Origin of the sequence: Bacillus inaquosorum (genome assembly GCF_023238325.1) — a bacterium.
Lineage (GTDB): Bacteria > Bacillota > Bacilli > Bacillales > Bacillaceae > Bacillus > Bacillus inaquosorum.
Genome location: NZ_CP096592.1, coordinates 2,644,966 through 2,671,040, shown reverse-complemented (window position 1 = coordinate 2,671,040; position 26,075 = coordinate 2,644,966). Strand labels below are relative to the sequence as shown.

The window sequence follows — 26,075 nt, the reverse complement described above, 5'->3', positions numbered from 1 at the left end:
TCCTTAAGAATTAACGAGGCAAGGTTATCAATATGAAGATAATTAGAGAATAATTAGAAAAACAACAAATTTGGATATATGGTATATCTCTTATTTTCGTAGGAGATACCAGGAGTAGCATCAGCCATTTTAGTTAGACCAATGTTAGTTCCCATCGCCATCATTGCAGCGGGGTTTTGGTACTTAAAATGGATGAGTTTTTAGTGCTTTTGTTTAAAATAACCAAGTACCATAAACAGTCGTTTTTAGAACTTGCTAATTGAATGTATCTTATTGAAAAATTACAGTTGACCATTAAACCAATATCCGATATATTGGTTTTATGAAAAAAGATATTATTAAACCCATTAAACGTACGTCATTAAGAGATGAAGTATATCTAACTTTGAAAAAAGCAATTGTTACATTAGAGCTGCAACCGGAGCAACGCTTAAATGACAAAGAGTTAGCAGAAGAATTCGGAATTAGCCGTACTCCGGTTAGAGAGGCTCTAAAACGTCTTGAAGATGAAGGACTGGTTGAATCTATTCCTGGTTCAGTGACTCGCGTTGCACCATTAAATCCTGAGGAGGCAAAACACGCATTTACTGTGGTAGCAGCTTTACATTCATTAGCAGCTCGTTTAGCAGTACCATTACTCAAAGAGGCAGATATTCAAGAATTAGAGTTCAGTAATAAAGCCTTACTACTATCTATTGAGAAAAAAGATATTATAAAAGCAATTGAAGCCGATGAGTTATTCCACAATGTTTTTCTAGATGTGGCGGGAAATCCTGAAATCATTCGCGCGCTAGAACGAAGTATATCTAAGATTCAACGCCTTGAAATTTCTCAGTTCACTTCTATAAATGGTTTGAAATCAGTAGAACAACATCAGCACATTATAGAAGCATGCAAAAATAAAGATAAAGAAACAACAGCACATCTTGTAGAACAAAACTGGTTAAGTCTGGGTGAATTACTGACTTATGAGACAGATTGAGGTGAGAAATTTGCGCCCTATTTTTTTAGGTATATGTGCTGCTTTCTTTTTTGCTTTCACATTTATATTGAATCGAGCAATGGAATTATCAGGTGGTAGCTGGATATGGAGTGCCTCATTACGATTTGTTTTCATGCTTCCATTTCTTTTACTTCTTGTTATGAGTAGGAAAAAATTAAAAGTATTATTACAAGTTATGAGAGAGAATTTAAGAGCATGGTTTTTATGGAGTTTCGTAGGTTTTGGTCTATTTTACGCTCCATTATGCTTTGCCGCTGTACATGCACCAGGATGGATAATTGCTGGGACATGGCAAATTACTATTATATCAGGATCTTTGTTAGCTCCTCTTTTTATTCAAACCATTGAAACACCAGATGGAATTCTTAAGAAAAGAGGAAAAATCCCAATGAAGGGTATGGGTATGTCATTAATTATTCTTCTTGGTATTTTCTTTATGCAAATGGAACAAGCAAAATCGCTTGCTGTAAAAGATATTTTGTTAGGTATTATCCCTGTTATTTTAGCATCTTTCGCTTACCCGCTCGGGAATCGTAAGATGATGGAGGTTTGTGGAAATCGTCTAGATGCTTATCAACGTGTCCTTGGAATGACATTAGCTAGCTTACCATTTTGGTTTTTACTATCCCTGTATGGTCTTTTTACAGAAGGATTGCCTAGTAAAGAGCAAACTATGCAATCTATTTTAGTTGCTATTTGTTCGGGTGTAATTGCAACTATCTTATTTTTTAAAGCGACTGATATGGTTAAAGGAGATATGCAGAAACTTGCAACTGTTGAAGCAACACAATCCATGGAGGTACTTTTTGCTGTTATCGGAGAACTAATTTTATTACATTCTTCATTTCCTTCTATTTTATCTTGGTGTGGTATGTTTGTAATAATGCTAGGAATGATAGCACATAGTTATGTTTCCCATAAAGGTGAAACGGCGCATAACCCAAATATTAGTGCTTAATTGATATTTTAAAATGTATAGTATGAACCCTTTTCTAGTTAGTATAGGTAATTTTATTACTTTTTGAAAAATGTAGCACTCTAAGTTTTATGTCAAAATTTAATAACTAAGTAAAAGGATACGAACAAAAACCGATGTCCCATAGGAACATCGGTTTTTTCTTTATGAAATGAAATTTTGCTTTAGCGTACGAAATTCGCGTTTTGTTGGTGCTTCCCCATTGACATCCAATTCAAAAACGAAATTACATTATAGCAAAGGGGAACAAATCATTCTATGCCGAGATCCTCTTGGACTTTCAGGTATGTGTAGCTATACGAACTTGACACCAATGGCTAGTTGAACAGCTTATTAAAAAATTAGAAGGGAGCACCTTAAACAAGGACTTTATTTCAAATCGTAAAATAACCGTATCAATTAATTCCCATATGAATTTTTTTGTATGAGAATGGTGTCATATTCATAGCTTGTTGAAATTTACTTATGAAATAACTGGTACTGTTAAATCCAACTTGATAAGACACTTCTGTAACATTGGTTTCCGGGTGTTGCAGTAACAATAAGCTTTTTTGGATTCTGTAATCCAGTACATAACGTAACGGCGTCTTATTCAGCATTCGTTTAAAATAACGGCAGCACTCAGATCGGCTCAATTGGCCAGCTTTTGCAATGTCCTCTAATGTAATTTTTTCAGCATAATGGAGATGTATCCAGTTTAACATTTGTTTCATTCGATGACTTTTTATCATTTCAGATTGATCATACTCTAATTGAAAACCATTAAAAATCAAATTTTTCCACATCAAAGTTAATTGCATGGTAATGTCAATTTCATAAAGCGATTTCTTTTGTTGAACCAATTGATTTATTGTTTTTACAGCTTTTAGAATGTTTTTTGCCCAATGCTGATTTCCATCCAAAAATAAATAGGATAAATTGGTTGAAAAAATATAGGGCTGAACATAGCTTGAAAACAGTTCTTGAGATAACACGAAATGGGGTGAAACATTTAAGCAAATATACGTACAATCTGAGCCATCCTTTTCTTCTGCCATGTGCAGGCAGCCACTATTGATAAATAATCCATCCCCTTCTGGAACCACTATTTTTTCTTCATTTATTTGAAAGACAGCTTCCCCTTTTCGTATCAACACAAATTGAATTTCATCATGCCAATGAAGCGGAATATAGCCATTTATATTTTGATTGATTCTTGTCTCGTAACATGCAACTGGTAATTCTACCGTTCGGTGCTCTGTTAATTCTTTTAAGTTTTGATCAATCATAAAACTTTTCATTTGGACATTCTCACCTCAATATATTTATATTTTTTCATTCGATTTGAGTATTTTTTATGAGAATCTGCACTTATTATAACACTATTATTATATTTATTAGTGAGGAGTCATGTATGAATACTTCTAAAAGAAGAATGGGATTGTTTTATGTTATAACAGGGGCGACATGTTGGGGAATTGGGGGGACAGTAGCAAAAAAACTTTTTCAAGATGATCAAGTTGATGTAGATTGGCTTGTAACGATACGCTTGCTTACGGCAGGCATTTTACTCTTAATGCTCCAATTGTTAAGAAAGAATCGGTCTCAGGTTATTGAGGTTTGGAAAAACAAAGCGTCAGCTGGTCAGCTTCTCATTTTTGGGTTGTTTGGAATGCTTGCTGTGCAGTACACATATATGGCATCCATTCAACATGGGAATGCTGCTGTTGCTACGTTATTACAATATTTATCCCCAGTAATCGTCATTATCTACTCGGTTTTGCGAAAAAGAACTGTTCTGACCAAACAAGATAACATAACAGTATTGCTTGCGCTGGCGGGGTGCTTTTTTCTGCTGACAAATGGTTCCATTTCTCAGCTTTCAGTACCGGAAATTGCAGTAGTATGGGGAGTTTTATCAGGATTCGCGGCAGCTTTTTATACTTTATATGCCGTTGATTTATTAAATAAATTTGATTCCCTTGTTGTTGTAGGTTGGGCTATGATTATTGGCGGTTTTGCATTAAGTTTTATTCATCCGCCATGGCAAATGGATTTTAAAAGCTTAACTGCTGAGGCATATGTATATATTTTATTTGTTACAATATTTGGAACAATGATTGCGTTCTGGTTCTTTATAAAAAGTTTGCAAAGCCTTTCACCCAAAGAAACAAGCCTGTTAGGAAGCTTAGAGCCTCTATCAGCAGTAGTAACAACTGTCGTTTGGCTAAAAGAACCATTTGGTTTTTTTCAATGGGTTGGTGCTTTCTGTATTATAGGTATAACTTTAATATTGGCTTTAAATAAAGAGCCTTCTATGCAGAGTGAAAAATCTATATTGAAGATTGGGGAATAATGCAAATAAGTTTCTGTCTATAAAAAGGTCGTCGTGATGTTGGTGTCAAGTCGTAAAAGTTGTTAGCTGCTATTGGGGAGTATTGTTTTTTTAAAATAATTTCGAAGTGATGATAAAAAAGAGAGTAAAAATCATCCACCTCTTTATATCGTAAATAATTTAACCAGATAAATAGGGGAAAAGTCTCCAATGTAAAAGGAACAGTTTATTTTATAGACTGTTAGGCATATGACAAAAATAGGAATACTGTCTGATGAAAGAAGGTAGTTTTCGGTTTAATATAATTAATGCCCAAAAAATGGAGAATCACGATGGGTAAATGTAAATATCTCGAAGGAAAGGTCTCTCTTATTTAAAACTGAAAGGGGAATGATACTCCAAACAACTAATAATTAGAAGAGGAGAGATAGATTAAAAAGGTAAATGACTTAATGGATTCTGTGCTTTATAAATTCTTAAGAGAACTAATGATTAGAATAATAAAAATAAAGAAGACGGAGAATATGAATGTTTAAAAAAACTAGTGTTTTTATATTACTTTCTTTATTAATCATTTCAGCTTTTTCACAGACGGCATCTGCACATACAGTTAACCCTGTGAATCCTAATGCTCAGGCGACAACGAAGGAGTTGATGAATTGGCTGGCTCATTTGCCAAACCGATCTGAAAATCGCATACTGTCAGGTGCATTCGGCGGATTCACAAATGCTTCGTTTTCCATGAAAGAAGCCAACCGAATAAAGACTGCTACAGGCCAGTTACCCGCAATTTATGGTTGTGACTATTCCAGTGGATGGTTGGAGAAGCCATATATTTCTGATATTACTGAGACGATCGACTATAGTTGTAACAGTGACTTAATCTCATATTGGAAAAGTGGTGGAATACCACAGATTAGCTTACATTTAGCTAATCCCGCATCAAGTATTTTTGGGAAAAATGCTTCCCATATCTCAAACAGTGAGTATGAAAAAATCTTAGACTCATCAACTACAGAGGGTAAGCGATTAGAGGCTGTTCTGAGCAAAGTTGCAGATGGTCTCGATCAGTTGAAAAATGAAGGTGTTCCTGTTCTATTCAGACCTCTTCATGAAATGAATGGAGAATGGTTTTGGTGGGGACTAACCGAATATAACAAAAAAGACAGCCAGCGCTTCTCACTTTACAAACAACTTTATCAAAAAATCTATCATTATATGACTGATACAAGAGGTTTGGACAACCTGATATGGGTTTACTCACCGGACGCCAACCGAGACTTTAAGACTGACTTTTATCCTGGATCTTCATATGTTGATATTGTTGGATTAGATGCGTATTTCTCAGACAATTTTACAATTCAAGGATATGATGAGTTAACAGCTCTTAATAAGCCATTTGCATTCACAGAAATCGGTACGCAAAAACAAGATGGTAATTTGGATTATTCTGCTTTTCTTAATACAGTCAAACAAAAATATCCGAAAACCGTTTACTTTCTAACTTGGGATGAAGTTCACAGCCCTTCGGTTAATAAAGGTGGTTCTAGTTTTTATAATGATAGTTGGACACTCAATAAGGGAGAAATGTGGGAAGGAAGTTCACTTACACCAATAGTTGAATAAATAGAACTAAAAGCACCATGAAGATACAACTGTTTCTTCATGGTGCTTTTTTGAAAAACTTGTGTGAAATTTTATCGAGAAGCTTACATCATCAATGGAAAAATGAAGGAGCAGACCATGAGTTTCCTCTTTTTTCTGTGTGTATAAAATTTGGATAATAGTGTGCGAAATCCGCATGCTTAAAAGTTTTACATTGTATTATAAGTCCTAAAAGGAAAGCAGAGATGTGACTTCTCATTTATTTAAGAAGCAGGGGAAAAATCTCTTCAAGACATACTCATATTTTTATGCCCAACAATAGTCTTAAGTAGGCTGCGCATCGAATTTGTCAGGTAAGCATCTTTGTGCCGTATAAAGACTGTTGAGATACAGCTATATTTCTCAGGTAATGGGTGACAATAAACCTTACCTGCGGTAGAAAGATGCCTAACAGCAGATTCCGGTACGACTGTTATTCCAAGACCGAGTGCAACACTATTTAAAATTGTCTCTAGAATGTTAAATTCCAAAATTCTGTTTGGAAGTAAGCCTTCATCCTGAAGCCAATGTTCCAACCTAGAACGATAACCGCATCCTCGATTAGAAACAAGAATGGGCGTTGTTAAAAAATCCTCTATATTAAACGTTTTGTTAGTCGTTACTAGTGTAAGCTTTTCGGTATAGACATCATATTGTTCAAGAATTGAATGTTTAATAGGCCCTGATATAAAAGCCCCGTCTAATTCCTGATTTGTTACCTTTTTAATAAGTTCCTCTGTTAAACCAGCCTGCAATGATAAATCCACGTTAGGATACTTTTTATAATAAGAGGCTAAGATGGTCGGTAGTATCCTCACTGTTTCTACTGTACCAATTTTTAATATTCCGGATGGTACATCACTATCAAGAAAGGCTTGTTTCAATTCTTCAACATCTTTCAAAATTTTGTTAACGTGTTCAATCATTTTTCGGCCCTCTGGGCTTAATGACACCCCTTTTTTATGGCGATTGAAAAGAGGTGTTTTGAGCTCATTCTCTAATTGCTTAATCCGTGCCGTTACATTTGATTGTACATAACTTAATTCCTTTGCAGCACCGGTTATACTTTTGTGATGTGCAACGCTTTTGAAAATTTGTAAGTCTCGCAGTTCCATTTAGATCCCTCCTTCATTAAAGTATCATTATAAATGATGTTTTTCATCATTTTTGTTCATTTTACATGATGTATTCTTCTTTTTATAATTCTCATTGTAATGATAAAGAAAAGGAGGGGAATTCAATGAAAAAAGGTCAATTATTCATTGGTGTCCTCACATGTTTAGTAGCAAGTATGTCTTGGGGCGCAATGTTTCCAGTTGCAGATCATGCATTAGAATATGTTGATCCATTTTATTTTTCATTTATTCGCTACGGTGTGGTAGCAGTTATCTTAGTGTTTTTATTATTGGCGAGGGAAGGGAAGAAATCATTTCGTTTAGAGGGTAAAGCAAAATTGCTCATTTTATTTGGGGTGATGGCGTTTACGATATACAACGTTCTTATTTTTTTAGGTCAAAGGTTGATGGGGAAGTCTGGAATTATGACTGCGTCTATTGCGGAGGCACTCATGCCGATGCTTTCAATTGTTATTCTATGGGGATATAAACATGTGAAACCCAAAAAATATACAATTATAAGTATGTTGATTGCCTTTTTTGGAGCTTCGTTCGTTATTACGAAAGGAAATATGAACTTCTTTTTTTCATTGGGAGATAATCTATTCCCATTAACTTTTATATTGATTGGTGTTTTAGGGTGGGTAGTCTACACAATGGGAGGACAGATATTTCGAGAATGGTCTACACTTCGCTATTCAACTTTGACATGTTTATTCGGTACAGCTATAACAGGAGTCATTACAGCTATACTTACCGCGCAAGGATATGTGTCTATACCGAGTATAGAAGTGATTGCAGAAATTAAGTATGATTTTTTATTTATGATTACTTTACCAGGTATCATAGCCCTCCTTAGTTGGAACTATGGTATTAAAATCTTATCACCCATTAATGGGATTTTATTTATTAACTTTGTCCCCATTACTACATTGTTAATCATGATGATACAAGGATATAAAATAACTACTTTTGATGTAATAGGAACACTGTTTGTAATTACTGCACTTATTCTAAATAACATATATCAGCGTAAAGAAAGTTATAAGCAGGTTTTAAAAAATGAACAAACACATCTGACTATCTCTTAGACGTTGGAGGATAAGGTATGCTTGAAGGTTTATTGTTTTTCATTTCAGCCGGAATTGTCTGTGAACTTGCGGCAATTAATCGAAATGGCCGCAAAAATATAAAGCAACAGGAGGAATTGATTCAAGTTCTAAAAGAATTCCTTAACAAAGACATCAATTCCAAATAAGTTCAGGTTTGTTATTAGGCTAAAAACAGTGCTCATTTTGCGTCCAAAATAGATATAAAATGATGCAAATGAGTGTAATGCATGACCTGAAATGCTTGAAATAACAGGATTTTTTAACTGAAGACATACTTTCATTTAATGAAGGGCTCGAATTAATTGAAAAAGATACCGATCTATTTTGGTATCTTTTTTTTTGCTAAAACCTTTTTTCTAGGGTATGCATAACTACACTATCATTCAGTGGCTTATTGCAAGTCTAAAAGCCCTTAAGAATTGATTAATTTTACTCTCTTAACGCACCTATTAAAATGGACGCATTCTATTGACGTTTGAGAAAAAGTTCAAATATAGTCAGAAAGCTGTTTTGGATTATTTTTAAATGTAATGTAGTATCTTTAAAATATTGTAGGTTGAAAATATATGATTGAAAAATCAAAGAGGAGAAGGAACGTGGAAAAAAGAGATTGGATCATTTTACAAACTGTTTATGAAGAAAAAAATATTACAAAGGCAGCAGAACGTTTATTTATTGCACAGCCAACTTTAACGTACCGCCTTCAGCAAATTGAAAAAGAATTTAATATTAAAATTTTAAATAGAGGCAGAAGAGGTGTAGAATTCACGCAGCAAGGAGAATATCTTGTTACCTATGCAAAAGACATGCTAAGACAATTAAAAATAATGGAAGAGAACTTATGGAATATAGGGGACCATATTCACGGAACCATTCGTTTATGTGTATCCAGAGCTTTTGCTTTATACAAGCTGCCACATATCGTAAAACAATTTACTGATATACATCCATTTGCGCAATTTTCCATCAAAACTGCATTAAACTTGGAGGTCATTAAAGCAGTTTATAAGCAAGATGCACATATTGGTTTTGTCAGAGGAGAACATCATTGGAGCAACGAAAAGAAAATGATCAGTCAGGAGACCATGTGTATTATTTCTAAAGAAGAGATAGAGTTTCATCAAATTCAAAGGCAAAACAGAATTACTTATAATACGGATCCAGCATTAAACATGGTGATCGATAATTGGTGGAATCAACATTTTAATAAACCTTCGAATGTCTTAGTTCATACCGATAATATGGAAGTGGCAAAAAAATTGGTTATGAAAGGTATTGGATACGCAATTGTTCCGAGTACCGTATTAGAAGGTTGTGACTCACTGCACACAATCGTTTTAAAAGATAAAGAAGGCAACCCTTTAATGTGGCGGACTTGGATGCTCTATCTAAAAACAATTTAAATTTATCTATGGTAAATGAGTTTGTTATTCAAGTTGAAAGGTTTTCAAATATAGATTCTGTATAAATAATGGATATCTAAAGCCTCGGCAATCCGTTCAAAATTAATTTGTTCTGGTTCTGTAATATCAATCTTCCTGTATAAGTTTTCAATCCAATCCTCTAAATGACTGTTTGTATACCTCAAGATGAAAAACCTCCTTAAAGACGACAATCTAAAAATTGGATTCGTTAAATATTATAGGGAAAGTAAGACTTTTTTCATAGGAAAATGCGTCTAAGGAGATGGAATATGAATCCGTTTAATAATGACTGTTTTCGTAAGTATTATGATTTTAACACGCATCTGGATTTCTCTAGAAAAGTAAAGGTCTTTAGGGATTTATGTCAAAATAATAGTAAGTACCTTATGCAACAAACAGGGAGTTTGGTTGCTTAATAAAGAGGGGGAAGTATGAAAAAAAATATTCACATATTGGGAGCCTCTGGTGTCGGAACTTCAACATTGGGTGCTGCATTGTCAAAGTGTTTGCCTCATACGCATCTTGATACTGATAATTACTATTGGTTAGATAAATTCACTAAAAAAAGAGAAATTCCTGAAAGAAGAAAGTTGCTTGAAAAAGACTTAACAATAAATGAGAAATGGATTCTTTCTGGTGCAGTGTGTGGCTGGGACGATAATCTAAAAAGTTATTTTGACCTTGTCGTCTTCTTATGGATTCCACAGGAAATACGGCTTGAGAGATTAAGGCATAGGGAATTTCAGCGTTATGGAAATGAAGTGTTAGCCGGTGGCAGTAAATATGAACAATCAAAAGCATTTTTAGAGTGGGCTTCTTTATATGATAATGCTGGAATGGAAGTTAGAAGTAAAGCTTTGCATGAACATTGGATGGAAGATTTATCTTGTCCAGTGTTAAAAATTGAAGGCGATTGCTCAGTCAATGAAAGAGTTGACCGTGTCTTGGATTTTTTGAATTCTAATTAAACTAACGGCTAGTGATTGAAAAAGAAGAACACGCAGCAGATTCGCTTGCTCTTGTTGGGGGCAAGTGTTGACAACCCTATTACTGGTTTAATTAAAGAAGGAGTATAAAACCTGTATCAAAGATGTTACTAGATATCTACGACACAGGTTTTATATTTAGGTAACTAATATTCTTATATTTAACTTTGCATTTTTTTATTCTGCAATAGTTGATTCTATTTCTGTTTTCAATTTTTCAAACCACTCTAAATTAACCAAGTGATGTGAACGGGAATTTTCGTTCATACGGCGAAAGTAATCGATTGTGCCGGGAATTTCTTGAGTGATGGACAGGTATTCATCAAGGAGCTCGATTCGAGTTTTAGTCTGATCGATTTGTGATTGGATCAGATCCAGTAATTTATTTTTGTCGAATTCATCGGCAAAGAGTAACGCCCCATAAAATTGCAGGTTCACATATTCCGATTTGGTGCCGTATTTGATCATTAATTTTTCGAATTCTGCCCTTCCCGAATCTGTGACTTTGTAGTTACGGATTTCACGCCCGCTGGTTGAGGGTTTCTGCTGAATCTGTTCAATTAAGCACTTTTCTTCAAGTTGCTGCAGATTGTAATAAAATGAACCTTTCGTGAAGTTAACAATGTATTTGTAATGACGTTTTTCCATTAAGGCCAGAAGTTCATAGCCATGAGCTCCGGGGTTTTGGATTAGCAAGCCAAGGATAAGTAAGGGAATCATGGTTTCATCACCTTCGCCATCCGCGCCTCAAATTCCGCGTACGTAATTTTACCCGAAGCCAAATCCATACTATGAAGGTAAATCTGTTCTGTTTTAGAATAGTCACCATTCACTTTCAGTGATTGCTCCTCTCCCGAAATGGGTTTCAAGATATGGTATTTTTTCGAAAAAGCCTCGAAATAGCGGTAACCGAATTTGCGTTGTGAAGCTGCGTCTAAATGAATGCCATCAGGATTCGCAGTCAAACCTGCTGCAGTAACAAAATAACAATTCTGTTGTTCGTTGGCAAAACGAAGCAATTGTTCATTAACCTGTCGAAATTCAGTCGCGTGCTGTCCAAAACCGGTCTTCCCAAGAAAGTCACCAAGCCCTCCAATAATCAACGGTACCTCATCAATTTCCAACTCGTTTCTTAGCGTCTCGATGATAAGAGTTAATTTCTCGTAATAAGTTTCATGTAGCGAACGATAACTGTCACTCTCACCTTGGTGCCAAAGGATTCCACAAATTTGACTGGATCGGAGGGCGAAGCGGGCTTCGGACAAAGCATGCTGAAAAAGGATGCCTTCCGGATGCCAGTCATTCAATGAACTGCCACCTTCCGCACAAGGGATCAAGCCAATTTCTTCATCGGGATGAGCTTTCGACCATGCATCTGCAAAAGATGCCGCCAGGCCAACACCGGAAACCGGACGGTCGTAATTAATCGGCTCTGTCATCATCTGCCACTGTCCATTGCGCAGCATTTTTATTTTTTCATTATAGATAGGGTCTACTTCATTCAAAAATCCACGGCCCGCCATATTCGACTGCCCCAACATTAAAAAAGACTTTATCATCTCATTTTTCACTTCTTTACATCAATATTTTAGTCTAATTAGACTATAATCAATTCAGTTTGTCTTGTAAAGTTATAACAAGGTTTTATTTTTTTATTAGTATGTATGAAAAACAAACTAACATTGAAAATTTGGTGGATGTATTTGAGAAATAGCAAGTTCTTTTTCTTATCCAACTATCGGGGGCTTTTAGTTCAATAACGTTCTTCCACAATCGGGCACGATTATTGAACAAGAACTATAGGAGTGATACATATTAGTCATGTATAATATGTATCACTCCTTATTTTTTATGGCTTTTTTGATTTAGGTCTTGATATACAATGAAAAAACAACAAAAACCCTGTCATGTAAGGGTTCCTATGGAGGTTCAAAATCATTTTTCATAGGAAATACGTTCAATGATGGGGGTATATCCCAAATGAAATGGATTGTTAAGGGAGGGCTATGTTGAAGGGGTTAAATATCAATAAAAAATTATTAAAAAGGTTAACGATTGTACCAATTCTATTCATTTGTTATGTTTTATTTTTAAATCCTGAAGTTATACTTGAAGAGCAATGTCCTAATAAGCCTTATAGTTTAACAATCGTAAAGCACGGGACAGGTATATTTGATAAGAAAATTGTTCTAATATATTACAAGATCAACGGAAAAACAGTAGCTGTTGGGGATTTGGTGTTTTTTGAGAATTTCGACAGAGATATAGATGTTACTTGGGATACTAATACTGATGATGGAACTTGGTGGATAGATAAAAGCGTACATTTAACCATGACCTATGCTAAAAATTTTAAGGGGGATTTAGACAAGAAAGATATTGATTTTGATTATGGTACTGTCCAATAATAATGAAGCAGTTTATTGAAAATAGGAATATACACTAAAAGAACCGCCAGTCGCGGTTCTTTTGTGTTATACTCTGCTCTAAATTGCTTTAGTAGCAGTTTTTTCTTTCCTTACAAACACCATGATTCCAGGGATGATCATAAGTATAGCTGGTATTAAGTAAAACCAGTCAATGCATATAAGTCCTCCAATCCCTGAAATAAAAAGTAGAACACTGCTCAACTTTGGTTTGAATAAGACAACAATTGAAGCGGTAAAACCAACGTAATCTCTTCATTGGTTGTTAAAGCAAATACGCTTGACGAGACTGAATGGATTCACTTAACTAAACGCTATTTCCGTTTCAGATACGTGAATGGTAACCTACAGCAATCTGAATTTTTACTATACCAGTCACTGGGCGCAGGTGAAGAGGATATAAACATTAACCACACTGTTCCTATTACAGCAGTTACTCCGTTCTCAGTCCAGTTAGATAAAAGCGGGTTAACTAATGATGGTCGTTTAAAAGTTCAAACTGAAGGCTTGAACCTTAACTCATTAGATACTCAAGCAAAAACAATGGATATTGTCTTTCACGATAAAACAGAAACCATAGGTGAGGGTAACCCATTAACTGTTGGACCATTCAAAACGTTACTCGTTGAGGTTTATGGGACGGCTGAGACAAGTGAATTGAAGTTCTGGGGTAAATCCTTATCGGGAACAAAAAGAGCCTTGAGAGGGCAAAAAGTGGATGACGGAACGTTTGCCACTAGCACAAAAGGGAAATCTGAAGCCTGGTCTTTTGACATTACCGGTTTTAAAGAAATCGTTATGGAGCTTACAGCTTTAACAAATGGAAACTTTTCAGTTAGAGGGACGGCCGTCTCATAAGATCCGGCTGTCCTTTTTTATTTGCCTCGGAGGAGGTGATTAGAAATGGAGGAGACAAGTTTGTTTATCAATTTTGAAACATTAGATTTAGCAAGAGTATATTTATTTGGAGGGGTGAAGTACCTTGATTTACTTCTAGTACTTAGCATAATTGACGTCTTAACAGGAGTAATTAAGGCATGGAAATTCAAAAAACTGCGAAGCCGGAGCGCATGGTTTGGATATGTCCGCAAGTTACTCAATTTCTTTGCGGTCATTTTAGCAAACGTTATTGATACAGTCCTCAATTTAAACGGTGTCCTAACCTTTGGTACCGTTCTTTTTTATATCGCTAATGAAGGTTTGTCAATAACTGAAAACTTAGCACAGATCGGTGGTAAAATCCCTTCAACAATAACAGATCGATTACAAACAATTGAGAACAAAAATGAACAGAGTAAAGATAACACAGACAAAGCTGCTGGCTGAGCCAGTGGCTTTTTTTATTGACAGAAGGAGAGAGGATATATGGCCATTAAAGTAGTAAAGAATCTAGTCTCTAAATCAAAATATGGATTGAAATGTCCTAATCCTATGAAAGCTGAATATATCACTATTCACAACACTGCGAATGATGCTTCAGCAGCCAATGAAATTTCTTACATGAAGAACAACACTAGCTCAACAAGTTTTCACTTTGCCGTAGACGATAAATAAGTCATTCAAGGAATTCCAACAAATCGTAACGCTTGGCACACAGGAGATGGAACAAACGGTACAGGGAATCGTAGTCGATTGGTGTCGAAATTTGTTATAGCAAGTCTGGAGGTGCACGATATAAGGCAGCGGAAAAACTCGCTATTAAGTTTGTGGCGCAGCTACTTAAAGAACGCGGCTGGGGCATTGATCGTGTCCGCAAGCATCAAGACGGGAACGGGAAGTACTGCCCGCATCGTATTTTGTCAGAGGGGAGATGGAATCAAGTTAAGGTCGCAATCGAAGAAGAATTGAAAAAGTTAGGCGGGAAAACAAGCTCAAGCAAAAAAAGCGCAGCAAAAAAGAAAACAACAAACTCAAGCAGCAAAAAATCATCCTATCAGCTCCCGTCCGGTATTTTCAAAGTGAAGAGTCCAATGATGAGAGGGGAAAAGGTAACTCAGATTCTGAAAGCTCTAGCGGCTCTTTATTTCTACCCGGATAAAGGACCGAAAAATAACGGCATAGACGGCATTTATGGTCCGAAAACGGCGAACGCGGTCAAACGATTCCAGTTGATGCATAGGCTTTCTGCTGATGGAATTTATGGACCTAAGACTCAAGTGAAACTTGAGGCATTATTAAAATAAAAAAGCCCTCCAAGCGAGGGCCTTTTTATTTTTGGTTCAATACCTTATCAGAAGGTTGATACCTCAATTTTTCAACCAATTTATCATTGATTGATACTTCATTTCCATCTACAATACCTGAAAACGTAACTTTTTTGTTAGAAGGATCGTAGTGAAAAATGTAATAGTTGTTTTTGTCAGTTTCGTTCTTAACATAAACAGTTTTAAAGAATCCTTTAGGTGCACTCAAAGAATTAAACATAGGATAATCTTCTGATTTAATCTCTTTTTTGGGAATACCATAATCAGCAATATACTGGTCGATCTTATCTTCAGCTACTTTTCGATTGTTAAAATGAACAATTAAGGTAATGCCTCCGATAATAATGATTAGAGCTAAAAGAACAAGAGCTATTTTTTCATATAACGCTCCTCTAATTTTATATCTGTGAACTGAAAATTTTAGGGTTTAAAGCAACGGAAATAACGATACCACATTTTTGCTGTCATTTCCTTAAAATTTCCTTATCATACTAAAATAATAATTTAGAAAAGTTTTTTAAGGAAAACAGGCATATAGGTCTGAAAGAATACTATCACATGGTGAATTAATCTATAAAACAACAGATCATTCTAAAACATTAGTTAAAATAAATAATGGAGGACATAGTTTTTAATGAAAAAAATATTTGTAGATGGAAAAGACTTTGAAAATAAAGAAGGGTTACATGATACATTAAAAGATAAATTAGACTTCCCAGACTACTATGGGAAAAATTTAGACGCCTTATGGGATTGCCTTACAGGGTGGATAGACTTGCCGTTAACTTTAATCTGGAGAAATTTTGAGTTTAGTAAAAAGTTTTTAGGTTCATACGCTGATGATGTATTAGAAGTTTTACAAGAGGCTCAAGAGGAATTAGAAGGTGAGTTTAAAATAATAGTAGAGTAGAATTTTTATTTTGGTTTTGTGAATTTGAAAGAGTACCTTAGCAGCTTTACTTGGGGTTCAAGTATGCTGCTGAGGTATTTTATTTTTATTAATAATGTTTATTCAGACTTTAAGAGTCAAAAACTAAAGCGAAACTTGAAGAGTTCTTGAAATAATAAAAGAAGCCCTTCTTAAAAGAGGGGCTCCTTTTCTAACTATATTGTTTTAAGGTGTTCTTTAATTTGTTCAATGACTTGCTTAAGCCATTCTAATGGAGTTATATCATCTTCAGGAAAGTATATACCATCAGCTGCTTCTTCTATAAATTCATTCTTGTCTTCTTTTGAATAATCATTATTTACAAACTCAGTTAGTGTTATTAAATCTCTTTCTTTTAGTTTTTGTGATGCTTCATTTAAATATTCATCAAGGGCCTTTTCCGGAGACTCTATATCTTGGTGGAAATGTCCACCGAGAAATCTAAATACAGGATCAGAAACTTTAATTTCAATCATTATAAATCACCTCGTTGGGTAGCCTGTTAGTATAAAGCTACCATCTTCATTTTATCTTAATACTATTCTAGCGTTAGTCATATCTTTAACTTCATTTGAACCTCTACGAACTCCTCTACCTATAACTTCGGTTCCCCTATAAGGCAACAGTAAGTATCGTCAATATCACTATTTAACCACTCTTCAATTTCCTTTTTATATTTAGTTAATGTTTCATTAGCGACTCTTTCTGCAGTTGGCCTATCAGTGAAACTAGAAGAGGCACGTATCTTCTTGTTTTTCTGTAGTCTCTGTAATAACTTTTCATCAGTCTTACCGATATGTCTATCAATTAGCGCTAATCCTCACCAGGTGCGAGAGAACCTTAAAGAAATAATTAATTAATTTTTTATTTTTATTATCCATTTCATTTTCACACTGAATTAAAGTCCCTCATAACGAGAAGGGCTTTCCACCTTTTAATACTTTCTCCTCAAAAAGAAGGGGAAAGGCATTATCCGTTTATCCCTCGTATAGTTTATTAATCAACTCTGTAAATGAATCACAAACATAGCTAATGGAACTTTCCTTATCTTCATAAGCGATCTCATGATCCCAAAAAACAATTACGGGTTCTTGAGAAGACATTCTGTAATCAAAACAAAAGAGGTTTCCCCCTGCATCTGTAGCAAAAGGTATGATCTTATCAACTAACCGATCTTTAACATTATCAATTGTACTAAGGAGATCAATTGGCCGAGTAGGATCTCCTATGCTCAGTAAATTGTTGATTGATTCTCGAGAATCTTGGAATAAAACAACCTTTTTATCTATAGGGGAACATCCATTATGGTCTTTAATGAATTCTTTGTAATCTGTCGGGAACTTGATTTTTAATTTCTCTTCTACCTCTTTGATCTGACTGTTTGTCGCCTCTTGAAAGGTGCTTCGTTTTCTCCATTTAATACTTTGCATTGTTTAACCTCCTATTTCTCATCTTTCCCCCAAATTTTATATCCGCCAGTGTGACCTGTTTTAGCATGAATTACTCGGTCCACTAGCTCCATTTTTCCAGGAGTTTGATGGTGGTGCCATGTGTATTTCTCTGGTGTTATTCCATCTTGAAGATCAAGTAAATCATCTTCGTTCAAATCAAGCTTTTTAATCAATGATGGGTCTTCTTCAATCTGCTTATATAATTGTTTATTTAATTTGTCAAAATGCTGGTCTCTACTCTTTTTAAAGTCGGCTTTATCAAGTGTGAGTGTATGCTTTGATTCGAATATTGGAAATCCATCTTTATCATAGGGAACTTTTGTTACTGGGTGGACATCATTTTTTAAGTGACCCATTCTTAAGTTAATAGTCGTTGTTTTACCCGCACTGTTTTCGTACGTGTATGGTGCAGCTTTAACAAATTGATCATGTTTGGATTGTATTGCTTTTTTTAATATAGACGTATTCTTTACATTATGAGTATTCTCAATATCTTGTGCAATTCCTACAAGTGCAGGTTCATATCTGTTTTTAAAAAAGGGATTAATAAGGTTGTTTCCTTTTGTAATTCCTTTATTCACATGAGGAGCTGCTGTTCCACCTTCAACCACTTTACCCGCTTTTGAGAGCTTAGTAGTGGTTTGCACTGCAGCACCTGCACCTTTTGGACCAACGATATTACCGACCGCATAACTGATATAATGTGCTCTTGTATATGCATCGCCATTTATCATTTTATCATTCCATGAATCGACGATGTTTGTCCAAATTATTTTAGGGTAGGAGGGGACACTTAAGACTGTTGTAATTGTTTTTGCAAGTTTTAGTTCCATAGGGAGCTGTGAAAATTCCCATGCGCCTACAACCAAGTCCTTGATGCTATATATCGTATCATCAATCGCATCGTTAAGCCCATCATTAACCCCATCGATGATATCCAATGCCGTTTTACCTGCATTGATTACACTTTCACCGACGGACTTCAGCTGTTTTGCTTGTTCTAGCTGCACCACATACTGTAACTGTGCAGGTTCAAGGTTCTCATATCCGATTTTCTTCGCAATTTCTAAATACTCATCCGGATCTGAGACACCATTCACAAGCTTTTTCTTTAAGTCTTTTATCTCTCGTTCCTTCGCTTCTTCTTTCTTAATCTTCAAATAGGCTTCAGTCTGTTTCTCAATATCACCTTTTTTCTTATGTATATCACTCTCACGGTACGCCTTAGCGTTGTAGTGAATGGGCGTAGCGTTTTTACCTTTGCCCGTTGCTTCTTGGAGCTTTTGGAAATCTGACTTGATGAATTGTTCATTTGGTTCTGATAGGGCATATTCTGTCAGTAAATCTTCGTCAAGGTCACCTAGTTTTTCAATTGTTTTTTTGCGTTTGTCATTGGCATCCGCAAGCTCATCCTTGAAGGTTTCTGTTGAAAACAGGTCGAGCGGGAGGATGTCGTCAATATCGTTTAGGATATCTTTCATGGCCTTTTTCTGTTCAGACATGATGGACTTTGATTTTTTATGGGCGTTAGCCAGTTCATGTTCTAAAAAAGACTCTTCAATATAAGCATCAGAGAGACCTTTGTCCTCTACAGCTCCGGCAATGCTGTTAAAAAATGCGATTTTCATATCAATGTAGTCGATCCATTGATCAGTGACACCAACATGGTCGTGATAGAATGCTTTAATGTTGTTAGCACCTTTACCTGAGAATTCGCTGTCGTCCAGTTCAGCGACGCTTTGTAAAGCTTTTCTCAAGTTGACCATTTGCGTCCTTAGTTCTTTATATTCTTTGGCGCGGTCTGTAGCTTCAGACATAAGTGTTTTAGCTTCAAAGACTTTCATAATCATACCCTCTCATTTAATCGTATAACAAAATATTACCATGGAAGAATGATGAAACTAACTGTTATGTGGATCAAATGGTGGAAATGAATCATTCGATCTGTGTCTTTTGATCTAGTTTTTGGGGTTTGACCAGCTTTTGTGAAATGCTTTTCATGGCTAAAATAAGAAAAAGCCGTTATTAAAACGGCTAAAGGGAATTACAACTAATGTTGTTTATCGAATCAAACAAGGAATTCATGAGTAGGAGCGGGAGTTACATTCCGGGATGCTTCCTCCATTTCGCCTTAGACATAGATCCGAAAAAGGCAAGTCCGATTAAAACGGCGGATAAATGATAAACAATTTAGATATTTGCTTTTTAGTATATACACTATCTTTTTGGAAGGATAGTCCTACTGCTGTTCGGTCTGCGCATATCATGTTGCATCTTTTATGATGAAAACATTTTCAGAATGTTTGTGAATAGTATTATACTATAAGTAATTCTTTAATGAGGATTATCACAGTAAGGTGCAACAGATAAAATGCGTGAATAGCCAATTTTATAAAAGTACTTGAATAACCTTCTTTACCGTTATAAAGAACGGGAAAACGAAAAATTGATAGTCATATAGAAACAACCTGGTAAAACAAGTCCGGTGCACCTAAATTGGTCAGTTAGAGGAACAAGCTGAACAAGATATAAGTGATAATTTTTTGGCCTTTGATTTATCTTAGAAGTAGAATTCATTATATCGGTGATTAAAAAGGTAAAGGAGATGTTCTAACATGAATAGTATGAAGTACATATTGTTTTTCCTGGTCTCTTTAATTTTACAAGCTATTTTGTTTTTTGGAATAAAAAGAGATTCTGGGATTACTATACTCGACATGTTAGTTATGTCCTTGTTATTCAGTTTATTTATGTTTTTAATTGATAGAGTCCTTACAAAAAAGCAGGCATAATGCCTGCTTTTTTATTATGAACGAACCGAATAAAAAGTTTGCGGTTTTTTTGCGGTTCAAACACTTTTTGGAAATGTTAGAATATTACATAAAAAGACATAAAAGGAGGGGTCCTGTGAATCCGGTTTTATCATCGTCAGAAGTTGGCGTAAAGATCAATGAATGGTATAAAATGATACGTCAATTTAGTGTCCCGGATGCAGAGATTTTAAAGGCAGAGGTGGAGCAAGAAATCCAACGGATGGAGGAAGATGAGTATTTACTCATTTACTTCTCCCTAATGAAATTCCGTCATCAACTCATGTTAGATTATTTGGAACCCGTAACAACACGCATAAGACCAACTATTGACGAACTTCTTGAAAAAATTGAGACTTCAAATAAAGGCATATCTGGTCTTTTGTCGTATTATTCTCTGTTTTTCAGAGGGATGTACGAGTTTGATAAGAAGCAATACATGAAAGCTATCTACTATTATAGAGAAGCCGAAAAGCAGCTTATACATGTCCCTGATGAGATCGAAAGGGCAGAGTTTCATTTTAAGTTAGCTGAAGCATATTATGGTATGAAGCAAAGTCATGTGTCTATGCATCACGTTAAACAAGCATTGGATATTTATAATCAATATGAACTTTATAAGGTGCGGAAAGTTCAATGTATGTTTGTTATTTCAGGGAATTATATAGATTTTAAACGTTATGAAAAAAGTCAGCCGCATCTTGAAAAAGCATTAGAGTTATCTAGGGAATTGAATAACAAGAGGTTGATTAGTTCTGCGTTATATAATTTAGGCACAAATTTTGCTGACAGTGGCGATTACGAGCAAGCGGAAGTATTCATGAAGCAAGCTGTGGAGATAACAGAAAAAGAAAAGCTCACAAACTTGCCACATTCTTTATTTTCTTATGCAAAAATCCTTTTTAAACAAGGAAAAATGAATGAAGCTATCCAAGTAAGTAAGAAAGGTTTGTCAGCAGCTCTTTATCAAGGTGATGAGCTTTTTGCAAAATTACAGGGTTATTTAAAAGCTCTTTACGTCGATGCGGTGGATCAACATGGAGTTAATCAAACCATAGAATACTTAGAGAAGAATAAGAACTATTCTTATGTTGAAGACATTGCCTGTGAGACCGCAGCTGCTTATGCAAACTCAAAAGAATTTGAAACATCTTATGTTTATCATCAGAAAATGGTTGAAACTCAAACACAAATTCAAAGGGGAGAATGCCTGTATGACTTTTAAAAAGAGGTTAAGCATTATCCTGGGTTTGTCATTTGTTTTAGTATGTGGTTTCGGTACCGACTTTACAGAGAACCAAACTCAAAACACATTTCATATTGCTTCAGATCGTCTTCAAACTTGATAATACTACCCTAAACCTCCTTCATAAATGGAGGTTTTTTTATTTGATATCAACAGAAACAATTGAATCAAATGCGATATAATTAGTATCCCCTTTTAAATACTTGAGGCATAACCTTATTTTTTTGGGAGAGGAAAAGGCAATAGGGCGGCACCGTAATTTAAATTTTCGGTGAGACCGCAATAACTTTTTGTTTCTCAGGGAAAATCTCTCGATGGAGGATTAAGTGCTTTTGGGGATTAGCTCATTATAGTAGATGAAGATAGTGCTTCAAATGGTGGTTTCAAAATTGCTGAAGATCGAGTTGGTGCATAAAAAGGAAGGGGATTAGGCCCTTCCTTTTTACGTTTAATATATTTACTTTATAATAGACAAAGTGTTTGTTTGAACACTAAAGCACTCTTTAGTTGAAGAAGAATTTTCTTTTTAAAAATAGGATGATTATTTATTTCTAAGCAGTTAAAGCATTGCGTTACTGTTCTCTTTGGTCATCATTTATTTATATTTCTAAATCTAACTAAACTCCAAATTGTTTCAAATGATGATCAAGGTGCTTGTATATCCCTTTTCCCCATTGCTCAGAAGTCAGTTTACCGAAAAAAGGATGTGGATGAGTCGTACACTTCTCTGGACCATTATTTTGGAAAGTTATAATTTTTTGTTTCAGTATTTCCTTCTCTGTTTCAAATTCTTTTTCATCTACAATCAAAATGTCAGGAATCGTGGACATATTTTGGGCTAATGGCTTGTCATTATAAAAAATTGGTTTCACAAAGTTTCCTATTAATATTCCTAACCAACCTCTCGCTGGAAAAGAAAGTCCCATTGCAATGTCTTGAAAGGATGAGCAATGTGCTAACATTTGGGAAACATCCATTTTACCCCATTGGGGCTTGGAAATTGGGCTTAATTTGTCAATACGATTTAAAATTTCCTCTAAATGCAATTGATTAAAAATATTTTTCATTTATGCATCTCCCCCTATTCTACACCTGCTAATAAAATGATACCTAGTGTACCCAGCAAGCCCAAAATGAAATTTCGTACTGGAAAACCTTTTCCTCTTACTCATATGTATAATATATCCTAAAATTTCTGCCGATGTAATCACCTTGTTAAGTTAAACTTTTGAACCTTTTATCTGTCTGTGAAAATTTAAGAGACATAAGAGAGGGAAATGGAAATTCTGCGAGGATTTACCATGTGAGGACCTAATGAGTGTAGTGAAAAACCGTTAGCTTTTTTACTGCTTTTTTATACTCATTGAAAATCACTTTATTAGGACAAACAGTTATTACATAGCATTACCCAAGGGGTGATGCATTTTATGAAGGTGATAATCATCGAGGGACCGCAAGCTGACAAATGCATTAACGATTGCTATCATTATTTAATAAAACTTTATAGGAAGGAGATCCAGGGTGATAGCAATATATGTAAGGGTATCGACAGAGGAACAAGCGATCAAGGGATCGAGCATCGACAGCCAGCTCGAGGCCTCTAAGGATGTGCTGAAGTATGCCGATGAAGGATTTTCTGGAGAGCTTTTGGAACGTCCGGCTTTGAATCGCTTAAGGAAGGATTCAAAATTGCCGCAGTTCGAGTTGGTGCATAAAGAGGAAGAGTGTCAAAACTCTTCCTCTTTTATTTGGATTGCAAAAATATCTAATTTATTTTTTAGCAAATCCCTGTTTATTTAAATACTCAAGCATGAAGGGGAGTTTGCTTCTTTCGAGATGGTCCTCAATATGATCTTTCCATCCCTTTACTTTTTTCACTGTGAAAGGCGCTTTAACAGGACGATCTCGGTAGTACTCACGCATCCGTTGATCATAGGTTGCTAATTTTTCATTATCTAGTGGTTGATACTGATTATCAAACATGACCATTGATTGAGGCAAACGTGGTTTTAGTCCAGGTTTCTCTTCAGCAGGATGACCTATGCATAGCCCCACTAAAGGAACCACATGTTTTGGTAAATGTAATACCTTAGTTAATTCTGTAATATGAAGTCTTATTCCACCGATATATACACCACCGAGTCCCATTGATTCGGCTGCAGTCAAAGCGTTTTGAGCCATTAGCCCAGCATCAAATGTACCTATTAAAAGGTATTCAATATACTCAAGATCTACATCGGGAGCAATTTGATGATTTCGGTTAAAATCCGCACAAAAAATCCAAAACTCTGCTGCCTCTTCAATATAAGGCTGATTCGCAGAAAGCTCCATCACTTTTTTTCGAAGATCTGGATCTGTAATTCTAATGATTGAAACGGCCTGGAGAAGGCTGAAAGATGAAGTTTGATTAGCTGCCTTAAAAATTGCTTCTCGTTGCTCCTCTGTCAGTGGTTGATTTGTAAAAGAACGTATGGATGCATGATTACTAAGTAATTCAATTGTAGTATTCATATATTGATATTCTTCCTTTCTTTCTTAAAAATTAGATTCAAGGCTAATTTGTCATACTTATTTGAAAACTAAGTATGGCTTGCATAGATTATAATAAAATCATTACTCATAATTTATGAAGAGGGCAATTTAAATGTCCGTAGTACATTTTTTTGTACTTAATAGCAAAAAACAGGTAAAAAGATGGCTAGATTTTATTAAGACGGATTTGAAAAAGAATGTAAATGGAACAAACAAAAGAGTATTAAGCTGGCTAATGTCCTAAAAAAAGGAAGCTATTGTTGTGTTATCCTGCTTAGTTAGTAAAAAAAAGCTGCCACATTAGACAGCTTCTGATCTGTTAACTCTTGCTCCTGTTACTTTAATACATTTCTTCACAAACTCTTATTGTAAAATTAGTCTACCTGCTCCCCAAACTTCTTCCCGAACTCTTCCATCAAATCAATTATAGGAATGAATTCTTTCCCTTTTGCGGTTAGTGAATACTCTACACGTGGAGGTACCTCAGGAAAAACCTCTCGCTTAATTAATCCATCTGTTTCTAGTTCTCTTAACTGTTTTGTTAGAGAACCTTGTGAAATGTCCCATAAAAAAGCTTTAATTTCGCTATAACGACGTTCTTTTGTTTTTAAAAACCAAAGAATAATATACTTCCAGCGTCCTGAAAGCATATTTTGGGCATAGGCAATTCCATATACTTCTCTATGTTCCTTTATGCACTCTTTGTCAAATCCATCCTTACATATTCTAGACACCTTTTCACCTGCTTTCTACTGTTAAGTACAAAAAAATGTACTACGGCAATTATAATTGCCCGCTTTAAAAAGATGAGAAATGGTTTTATTCTAGTATATGTAAAAGAAATATTCAATACTCAATTCGTTTTTCATATCTAATGATTATAGGGTTACGATTTGGTAAACACATAATTGTGTAACTTTATGCAGAATTATTCTTATGTACAAATTCTTTAGGAGGAAAAATAGTGAAATTCGGAATTATAGGTGCAGGAACAATTGGGTCAATTATTTCTAAAAAATTAGTTGAGAATGGGCATGATGTCAAAATTGCAGATGCAAGGGGAATTGAATATGTAGAAGGAAAAGAGCTTGCTGGAACACCTGTGCGCGTAGAGGATGCAATTAAAAATATTGATGTTCTTATAATATCTCTTCCTACAAAAGCAATGCCAAGCATTCGGAACATCATCGATCAAGTCGGAGAGGAAGTAATCATTGTAGATACTTCAAATTATTATCCTTTTAGAGACGACAAAATTGAAGAAATCGAGAACGGGATGGTTGAAAGTGTTTGGGTTTCAAATCAATTAGGCAGACCTGTCATTAAAGCGTTCAACAACTTATTAGCCTATACTTTAGAAAATGAAGGAACATCCGCAGATTCTAGTGAACGAATCACGATGGCAGTTTCCGGTAATGACGCATCGCAAAAACAAGTAGTTATGAACGTAGTATCCGAGTTAGGCTTCGATGCAGTAGACAGTGGTTCTTTAAGTGACTCTTGGAGACAGCAGCCAGGAACTCCTGCTTATTGCACAGAGCTAACAAAAGATGAACTCACGAAAGCGTTGAAAAAGGCGAATAAAGAAAAAGCACCATTACTACGCGACAAAGTGATGGAAATATTTGCAGAGAAAAAGGATGTTGAATTTTTACACGAGGATGTTGTGAATCTAAACAGAGAAATATACAATTCATAAAAACAAGCTATCAAAGGAAGAAATTAAAAATTAATCATATAAAAGATGAAAGGTTAGACGTTTATTGTTTTGGCTCAACATTTTTTACCATAATTGATATAAACGTATAGAATTGATGACAAATGAGTAAAAAGAGTAAAAAGAGTGTAATGAAAACAAGCTTTCATAACCAGTGATAAGGATTTACTATGTTGAGGGACTCGGT

25 protein-coding genes and 6 pseudogenes are annotated in these 26,075 nt (G+C 35.2%); 18 read left to right on the top strand and 13 right to left on the bottom strand.

The annotated features are described in order from the left end of the window. Window positions 1–322 precede the first annotated feature (322 nt). Window positions 323–982 carry a GntR family transcriptional regulator gene (locus M1M80_RS13475; protein ID WP_060399092.1) on the top strand — a complete coding sequence of 220 codons (660 nt, stop codon included), beginning with the start codon at window positions 323–325 and terminating at the stop codon, window positions 980–982. After that, window positions 969–1,961 carry a DMT family transporter gene (locus M1M80_RS13470; RefSeq protein ID WP_060399091.1) on the top strand — a complete coding sequence of 331 codons (993 nt, stop codon included), beginning with the start codon at window positions 969–971 and terminating at the stop codon, window positions 1,959–1,961. The genes M1M80_RS13475 and M1M80_RS13470 overlap by 14 nt, the downstream gene beginning before the upstream one ends. A 413-nt stretch (window positions 1,962–2,374) precedes the next feature. On the opposite strand, the gene M1M80_RS13465 is transcribed toward M1M80_RS13470, so the two are convergent. Further along, window positions 2,375–3,259, bottom strand: coding sequence for an AraC family transcriptional regulator (locus M1M80_RS13465; RefSeq protein ID WP_060399090.1), 885 nt, complete (start codon window positions 3,257–3,259; stop codon window positions 2,375–2,377). A gap of 113 nt (window positions 3,260–3,372) precedes the next feature. On the opposite strand from M1M80_RS13465, the gene M1M80_RS13460 reads away from it, so the two are divergent. After that, window positions 3,373–4,314 (top strand): DMT family transporter, encoded by a 942-nt coding sequence (locus tag M1M80_RS13460; RefSeq protein ID WP_060399089.1) that lies wholly within the window; start codon window positions 3,373–3,375, stop codon window positions 4,312–4,314. A gap of 507 nt (window positions 4,315–4,821) precedes the next feature. Beyond that, on the top strand, window positions 4,822–5,919 hold the full coding sequence (locus M1M80_RS13455) for a glycosyl hydrolase (protein WP_060399088.1): 1,098 nt from the start codon (window positions 4,822–4,824) through the stop codon (window positions 5,917–5,919). Between the two features lie 266 nt (window positions 5,920–6,185). Here M1M80_RS13455 and M1M80_RS13450 read toward each other — a convergent pair whose 3' ends face one another. Then, a complete protein-coding gene (locus M1M80_RS13450) occupies window positions 6,186–7,052 on the bottom strand; it encodes a LysR family transcriptional regulator (protein ID WP_060399087.1) in 867 nt (288 codons plus the stop codon). A 125-nt stretch (window positions 7,053–7,177) separates the two neighbouring features. Here M1M80_RS13450 and M1M80_RS13445 point away from each other — a divergent pair, with 125 nt between their 5' ends. The 3 genes from M1M80_RS13445 (at window position 7,178) to M1M80_RS13435 (ending at window position 9,567) form a co-directional block, all read left to right on the top strand. After that, entirely contained in the window at window positions 7,178–8,143 is a 966-nt protein-coding gene (locus tag M1M80_RS13445) for a DMT family transporter (RefSeq protein WP_003237215.1), read from the top strand. Window positions 8,144–8,160: 17 nt separating this feature from the next. Continuing rightward, window positions 8,161–8,310 carry a YrzO family protein gene (locus M1M80_RS13440; RefSeq protein WP_003237213.1) on the top strand — a complete coding sequence of 50 codons (150 nt, stop codon included), beginning with the start codon at window positions 8,161–8,163 and terminating at the stop codon, window positions 8,308–8,310. Between the two features lie 450 nt (window positions 8,311–8,760). Further along, window positions 8,761–9,567, top strand: coding sequence for a LysR family transcriptional regulator (locus M1M80_RS13435; protein ID WP_248596948.1), 807 nt, complete (start codon window positions 8,761–8,763; stop codon window positions 9,565–9,567). 56 nt (window positions 9,568–9,623) lie between these two features. Here M1M80_RS13435 and M1M80_RS13430 read toward each other — a convergent pair. Next, window positions 9,624–9,752, bottom strand: a pseudogene (locus tag M1M80_RS13430) (ImmA/IrrE family metallo-endopeptidase); the annotation flags it as partial. Between the two features lie 267 nt (window positions 9,753–10,019). Between M1M80_RS13430 and M1M80_RS13425 the strand changes: the two are divergent. After that, window positions 10,020–10,556, top strand: a complete 537-nt coding sequence (locus M1M80_RS13425; protein ID WP_060399086.1) for an ATP-binding protein — start codon at window positions 10,020–10,022, stop codon at window positions 10,554–10,556. A 195-nt stretch (window positions 10,557–10,751) separates the two neighbouring features. Here M1M80_RS13425 and M1M80_RS13420 read toward each other — a convergent pair whose 3' ends face one another. Next, window positions 10,752–11,294, bottom strand: coding sequence for a PadR family transcriptional regulator (locus M1M80_RS13420; protein WP_060399085.1), 543 nt, complete (start codon window positions 11,292–11,294; stop codon window positions 10,752–10,754). Continuing rightward, window positions 11,291–12,133, bottom strand: a complete 843-nt coding sequence (locus M1M80_RS13415) for a sialate O-acetylesterase (protein ID WP_060399084.1) — start codon at window positions 12,131–12,133, stop codon at window positions 11,291–11,293. Before M1M80_RS13415 ends, M1M80_RS13420 begins: the two co-directional genes overlap by 4 nt. A gap of 447 nt (window positions 12,134–12,580) precedes the next feature. On the opposite strand from M1M80_RS13415, the gene M1M80_RS13410 reads away from it, so the two are divergent. From M1M80_RS13410 to M1M80_RS13390, 6 genes and pseudogenes are all read left to right on the top strand, one after another. Then, window positions 12,581–12,982 (top strand): hypothetical protein, encoded by a 402-nt coding sequence (locus tag M1M80_RS13410; protein WP_033879075.1) that lies wholly within the window; start codon window positions 12,581–12,583, stop codon window positions 12,980–12,982. Between the two features lie 267 nt (window positions 12,983–13,249). Continuing rightward, a pseudogene (locus M1M80_RS13405) lies at window positions 13,250–13,858 on the top strand (phage portal protein); the annotation flags it as partial. 45 nt (window positions 13,859–13,903) lie between these two features. Further along, on the top strand, window positions 13,904–14,326 hold the full coding sequence (locus tag M1M80_RS13400; protein WP_060399083.1) for a phage holin family protein: 423 nt from the start codon (window positions 13,904–13,906) through the stop codon (window positions 14,324–14,326). Window positions 14,327–14,365: 39 nt separating this feature from the next. Continuing rightward, window positions 14,366–14,554, top strand: a complete 189-nt coding sequence (locus M1M80_RS21725) for a hypothetical protein (protein ID WP_409196890.1) — start codon at window positions 14,366–14,368, stop codon at window positions 14,552–14,554. Window positions 14,555–14,557: 3 nt separating this feature from the next. Next, window positions 14,558–15,183, top strand: a pseudogene (locus tag M1M80_RS13395) (peptidoglycan recognition protein family protein). 655 nt (window positions 15,184–15,838) lie between these two features. Further along, window positions 15,839–16,114 carry a barstar family protein gene (locus M1M80_RS13390; protein ID WP_060399081.1) on the top strand — a complete coding sequence of 92 codons (276 nt, stop codon included), beginning with the start codon at window positions 15,839–15,841 and terminating at the stop codon, window positions 16,112–16,114. Window positions 16,115–16,308: 194 nt separating this feature from the next. Here M1M80_RS13390 and M1M80_RS13385 read toward each other — a convergent pair whose 3' ends face one another. From M1M80_RS13385 to M1M80_RS13365, 5 genes and pseudogenes are all read right to left on the bottom strand, one after another. Further along, a complete protein-coding gene (locus M1M80_RS13385) occupies window positions 16,309–16,608 on the bottom strand; it encodes a contact-dependent growth inhibition system immunity protein (protein ID WP_060399080.1) in 300 nt (99 codons plus the stop codon). A gap of 119 nt (window positions 16,609–16,727) precedes the next feature. Then, window positions 16,728–16,928, bottom strand: coding sequence for an RNase A-like domain-containing protein (locus M1M80_RS13380; RefSeq protein ID WP_248596982.1), 201 nt, complete (start codon window positions 16,926–16,928; stop codon window positions 16,728–16,730). 181 nt (window positions 16,929–17,109) lie between these two features. Next, entirely contained in the window at window positions 17,110–17,562 is a 453-nt protein-coding gene (locus tag M1M80_RS13375; RefSeq protein ID WP_019260159.1) for an SMI1/KNR4 family protein, read from the bottom strand. 11 nt (window positions 17,563–17,573) lie between these two features. After that, window positions 17,574–19,427 carry a T7SS effector LXG polymorphic toxin gene (locus M1M80_RS13370; RefSeq protein ID WP_060399079.1) on the bottom strand — a complete coding sequence of 618 codons (1,854 nt, stop codon included), beginning with the start codon at window positions 19,425–19,427 and terminating at the stop codon, window positions 17,574–17,576. 224 nt (window positions 19,428–19,651) lie between these two features. Continuing rightward, a pseudogene (locus M1M80_RS13365) lies at window positions 19,652–19,781 on the bottom strand (phosphatase RapE inhibitor PhrE). Window positions 19,782–20,490: 709 nt separating this feature from the next. Between M1M80_RS13365 and M1M80_RS13360 the strand changes: the two are divergent. Further along, window positions 20,491–21,618 carry a Rap family tetratricopeptide repeat protein gene (locus M1M80_RS13360; RefSeq protein WP_003237178.1) on the top strand — a complete coding sequence of 376 codons (1,128 nt, stop codon included), beginning with the start codon at window positions 20,491–20,493 and terminating at the stop codon, window positions 21,616–21,618. 638 nt (window positions 21,619–22,256) lie between these two features. Here the strand turns inward: M1M80_RS13360 and M1M80_RS13355 are convergent. Next, window positions 22,257–22,706 (bottom strand): DUF1569 domain-containing protein, encoded by a 450-nt coding sequence (locus tag M1M80_RS13355; RefSeq protein WP_003226084.1) that lies wholly within the window; start codon window positions 22,704–22,706, stop codon window positions 22,257–22,259. 360 nt (window positions 22,707–23,066) lie between these two features. Here M1M80_RS13355 and M1M80_RS13350 point away from each other — a divergent pair. Both M1M80_RS13350 and M1M80_RS13345 read left to right on the top strand, forming a co-directional pair. Then, a pseudogene (locus M1M80_RS13350) lies at window positions 23,067–23,254 on the top strand (hypothetical protein). Then, a pseudogene (locus M1M80_RS13345) lies at window positions 23,203–23,325 on the top strand (recombinase family protein); the annotation flags it as partial. The pseudogenes M1M80_RS13350 and M1M80_RS13345, both read left to right, overlap by 52 nt. A gap of 84 nt (window positions 23,326–23,409) precedes the next feature. On the opposite strand, the gene nfsA reads toward M1M80_RS13345, so the two are convergent. Together nfsA and M1M80_RS13335 are read right to left on the bottom strand one after the other, a co-directional pair. Continuing rightward, window positions 23,410–24,150, bottom strand: a complete 741-nt coding sequence (nfsA, locus tag M1M80_RS13340; RefSeq protein ID WP_060399077.1) for an oxygen-insensitive NADPH nitroreductase — start codon at window positions 24,148–24,150, stop codon at window positions 23,410–23,412. A 395-nt stretch (window positions 24,151–24,545) separates the two neighbouring features. Next, entirely contained in the window at window positions 24,546–24,905 is a 360-nt protein-coding gene (locus M1M80_RS13335; protein ID WP_029316954.1) for a winged helix-turn-helix transcriptional regulator, read from the bottom strand. Window positions 24,906–25,135: 230 nt separating this feature from the next. Here M1M80_RS13335 and M1M80_RS13330 point away from each other — a divergent pair, with 230 nt between their 5' ends. Beyond that, window positions 25,136–25,870: an NADPH-dependent F420 reductase gene (locus M1M80_RS13330; protein WP_060399076.1), complete on the top strand. Its 735-nt coding sequence runs from the start codon at window positions 25,136–25,138 to the stop codon at window positions 25,868–25,870. The last annotated feature ends 205 nt before the right edge of the window (window positions 25,871–26,075 follow it).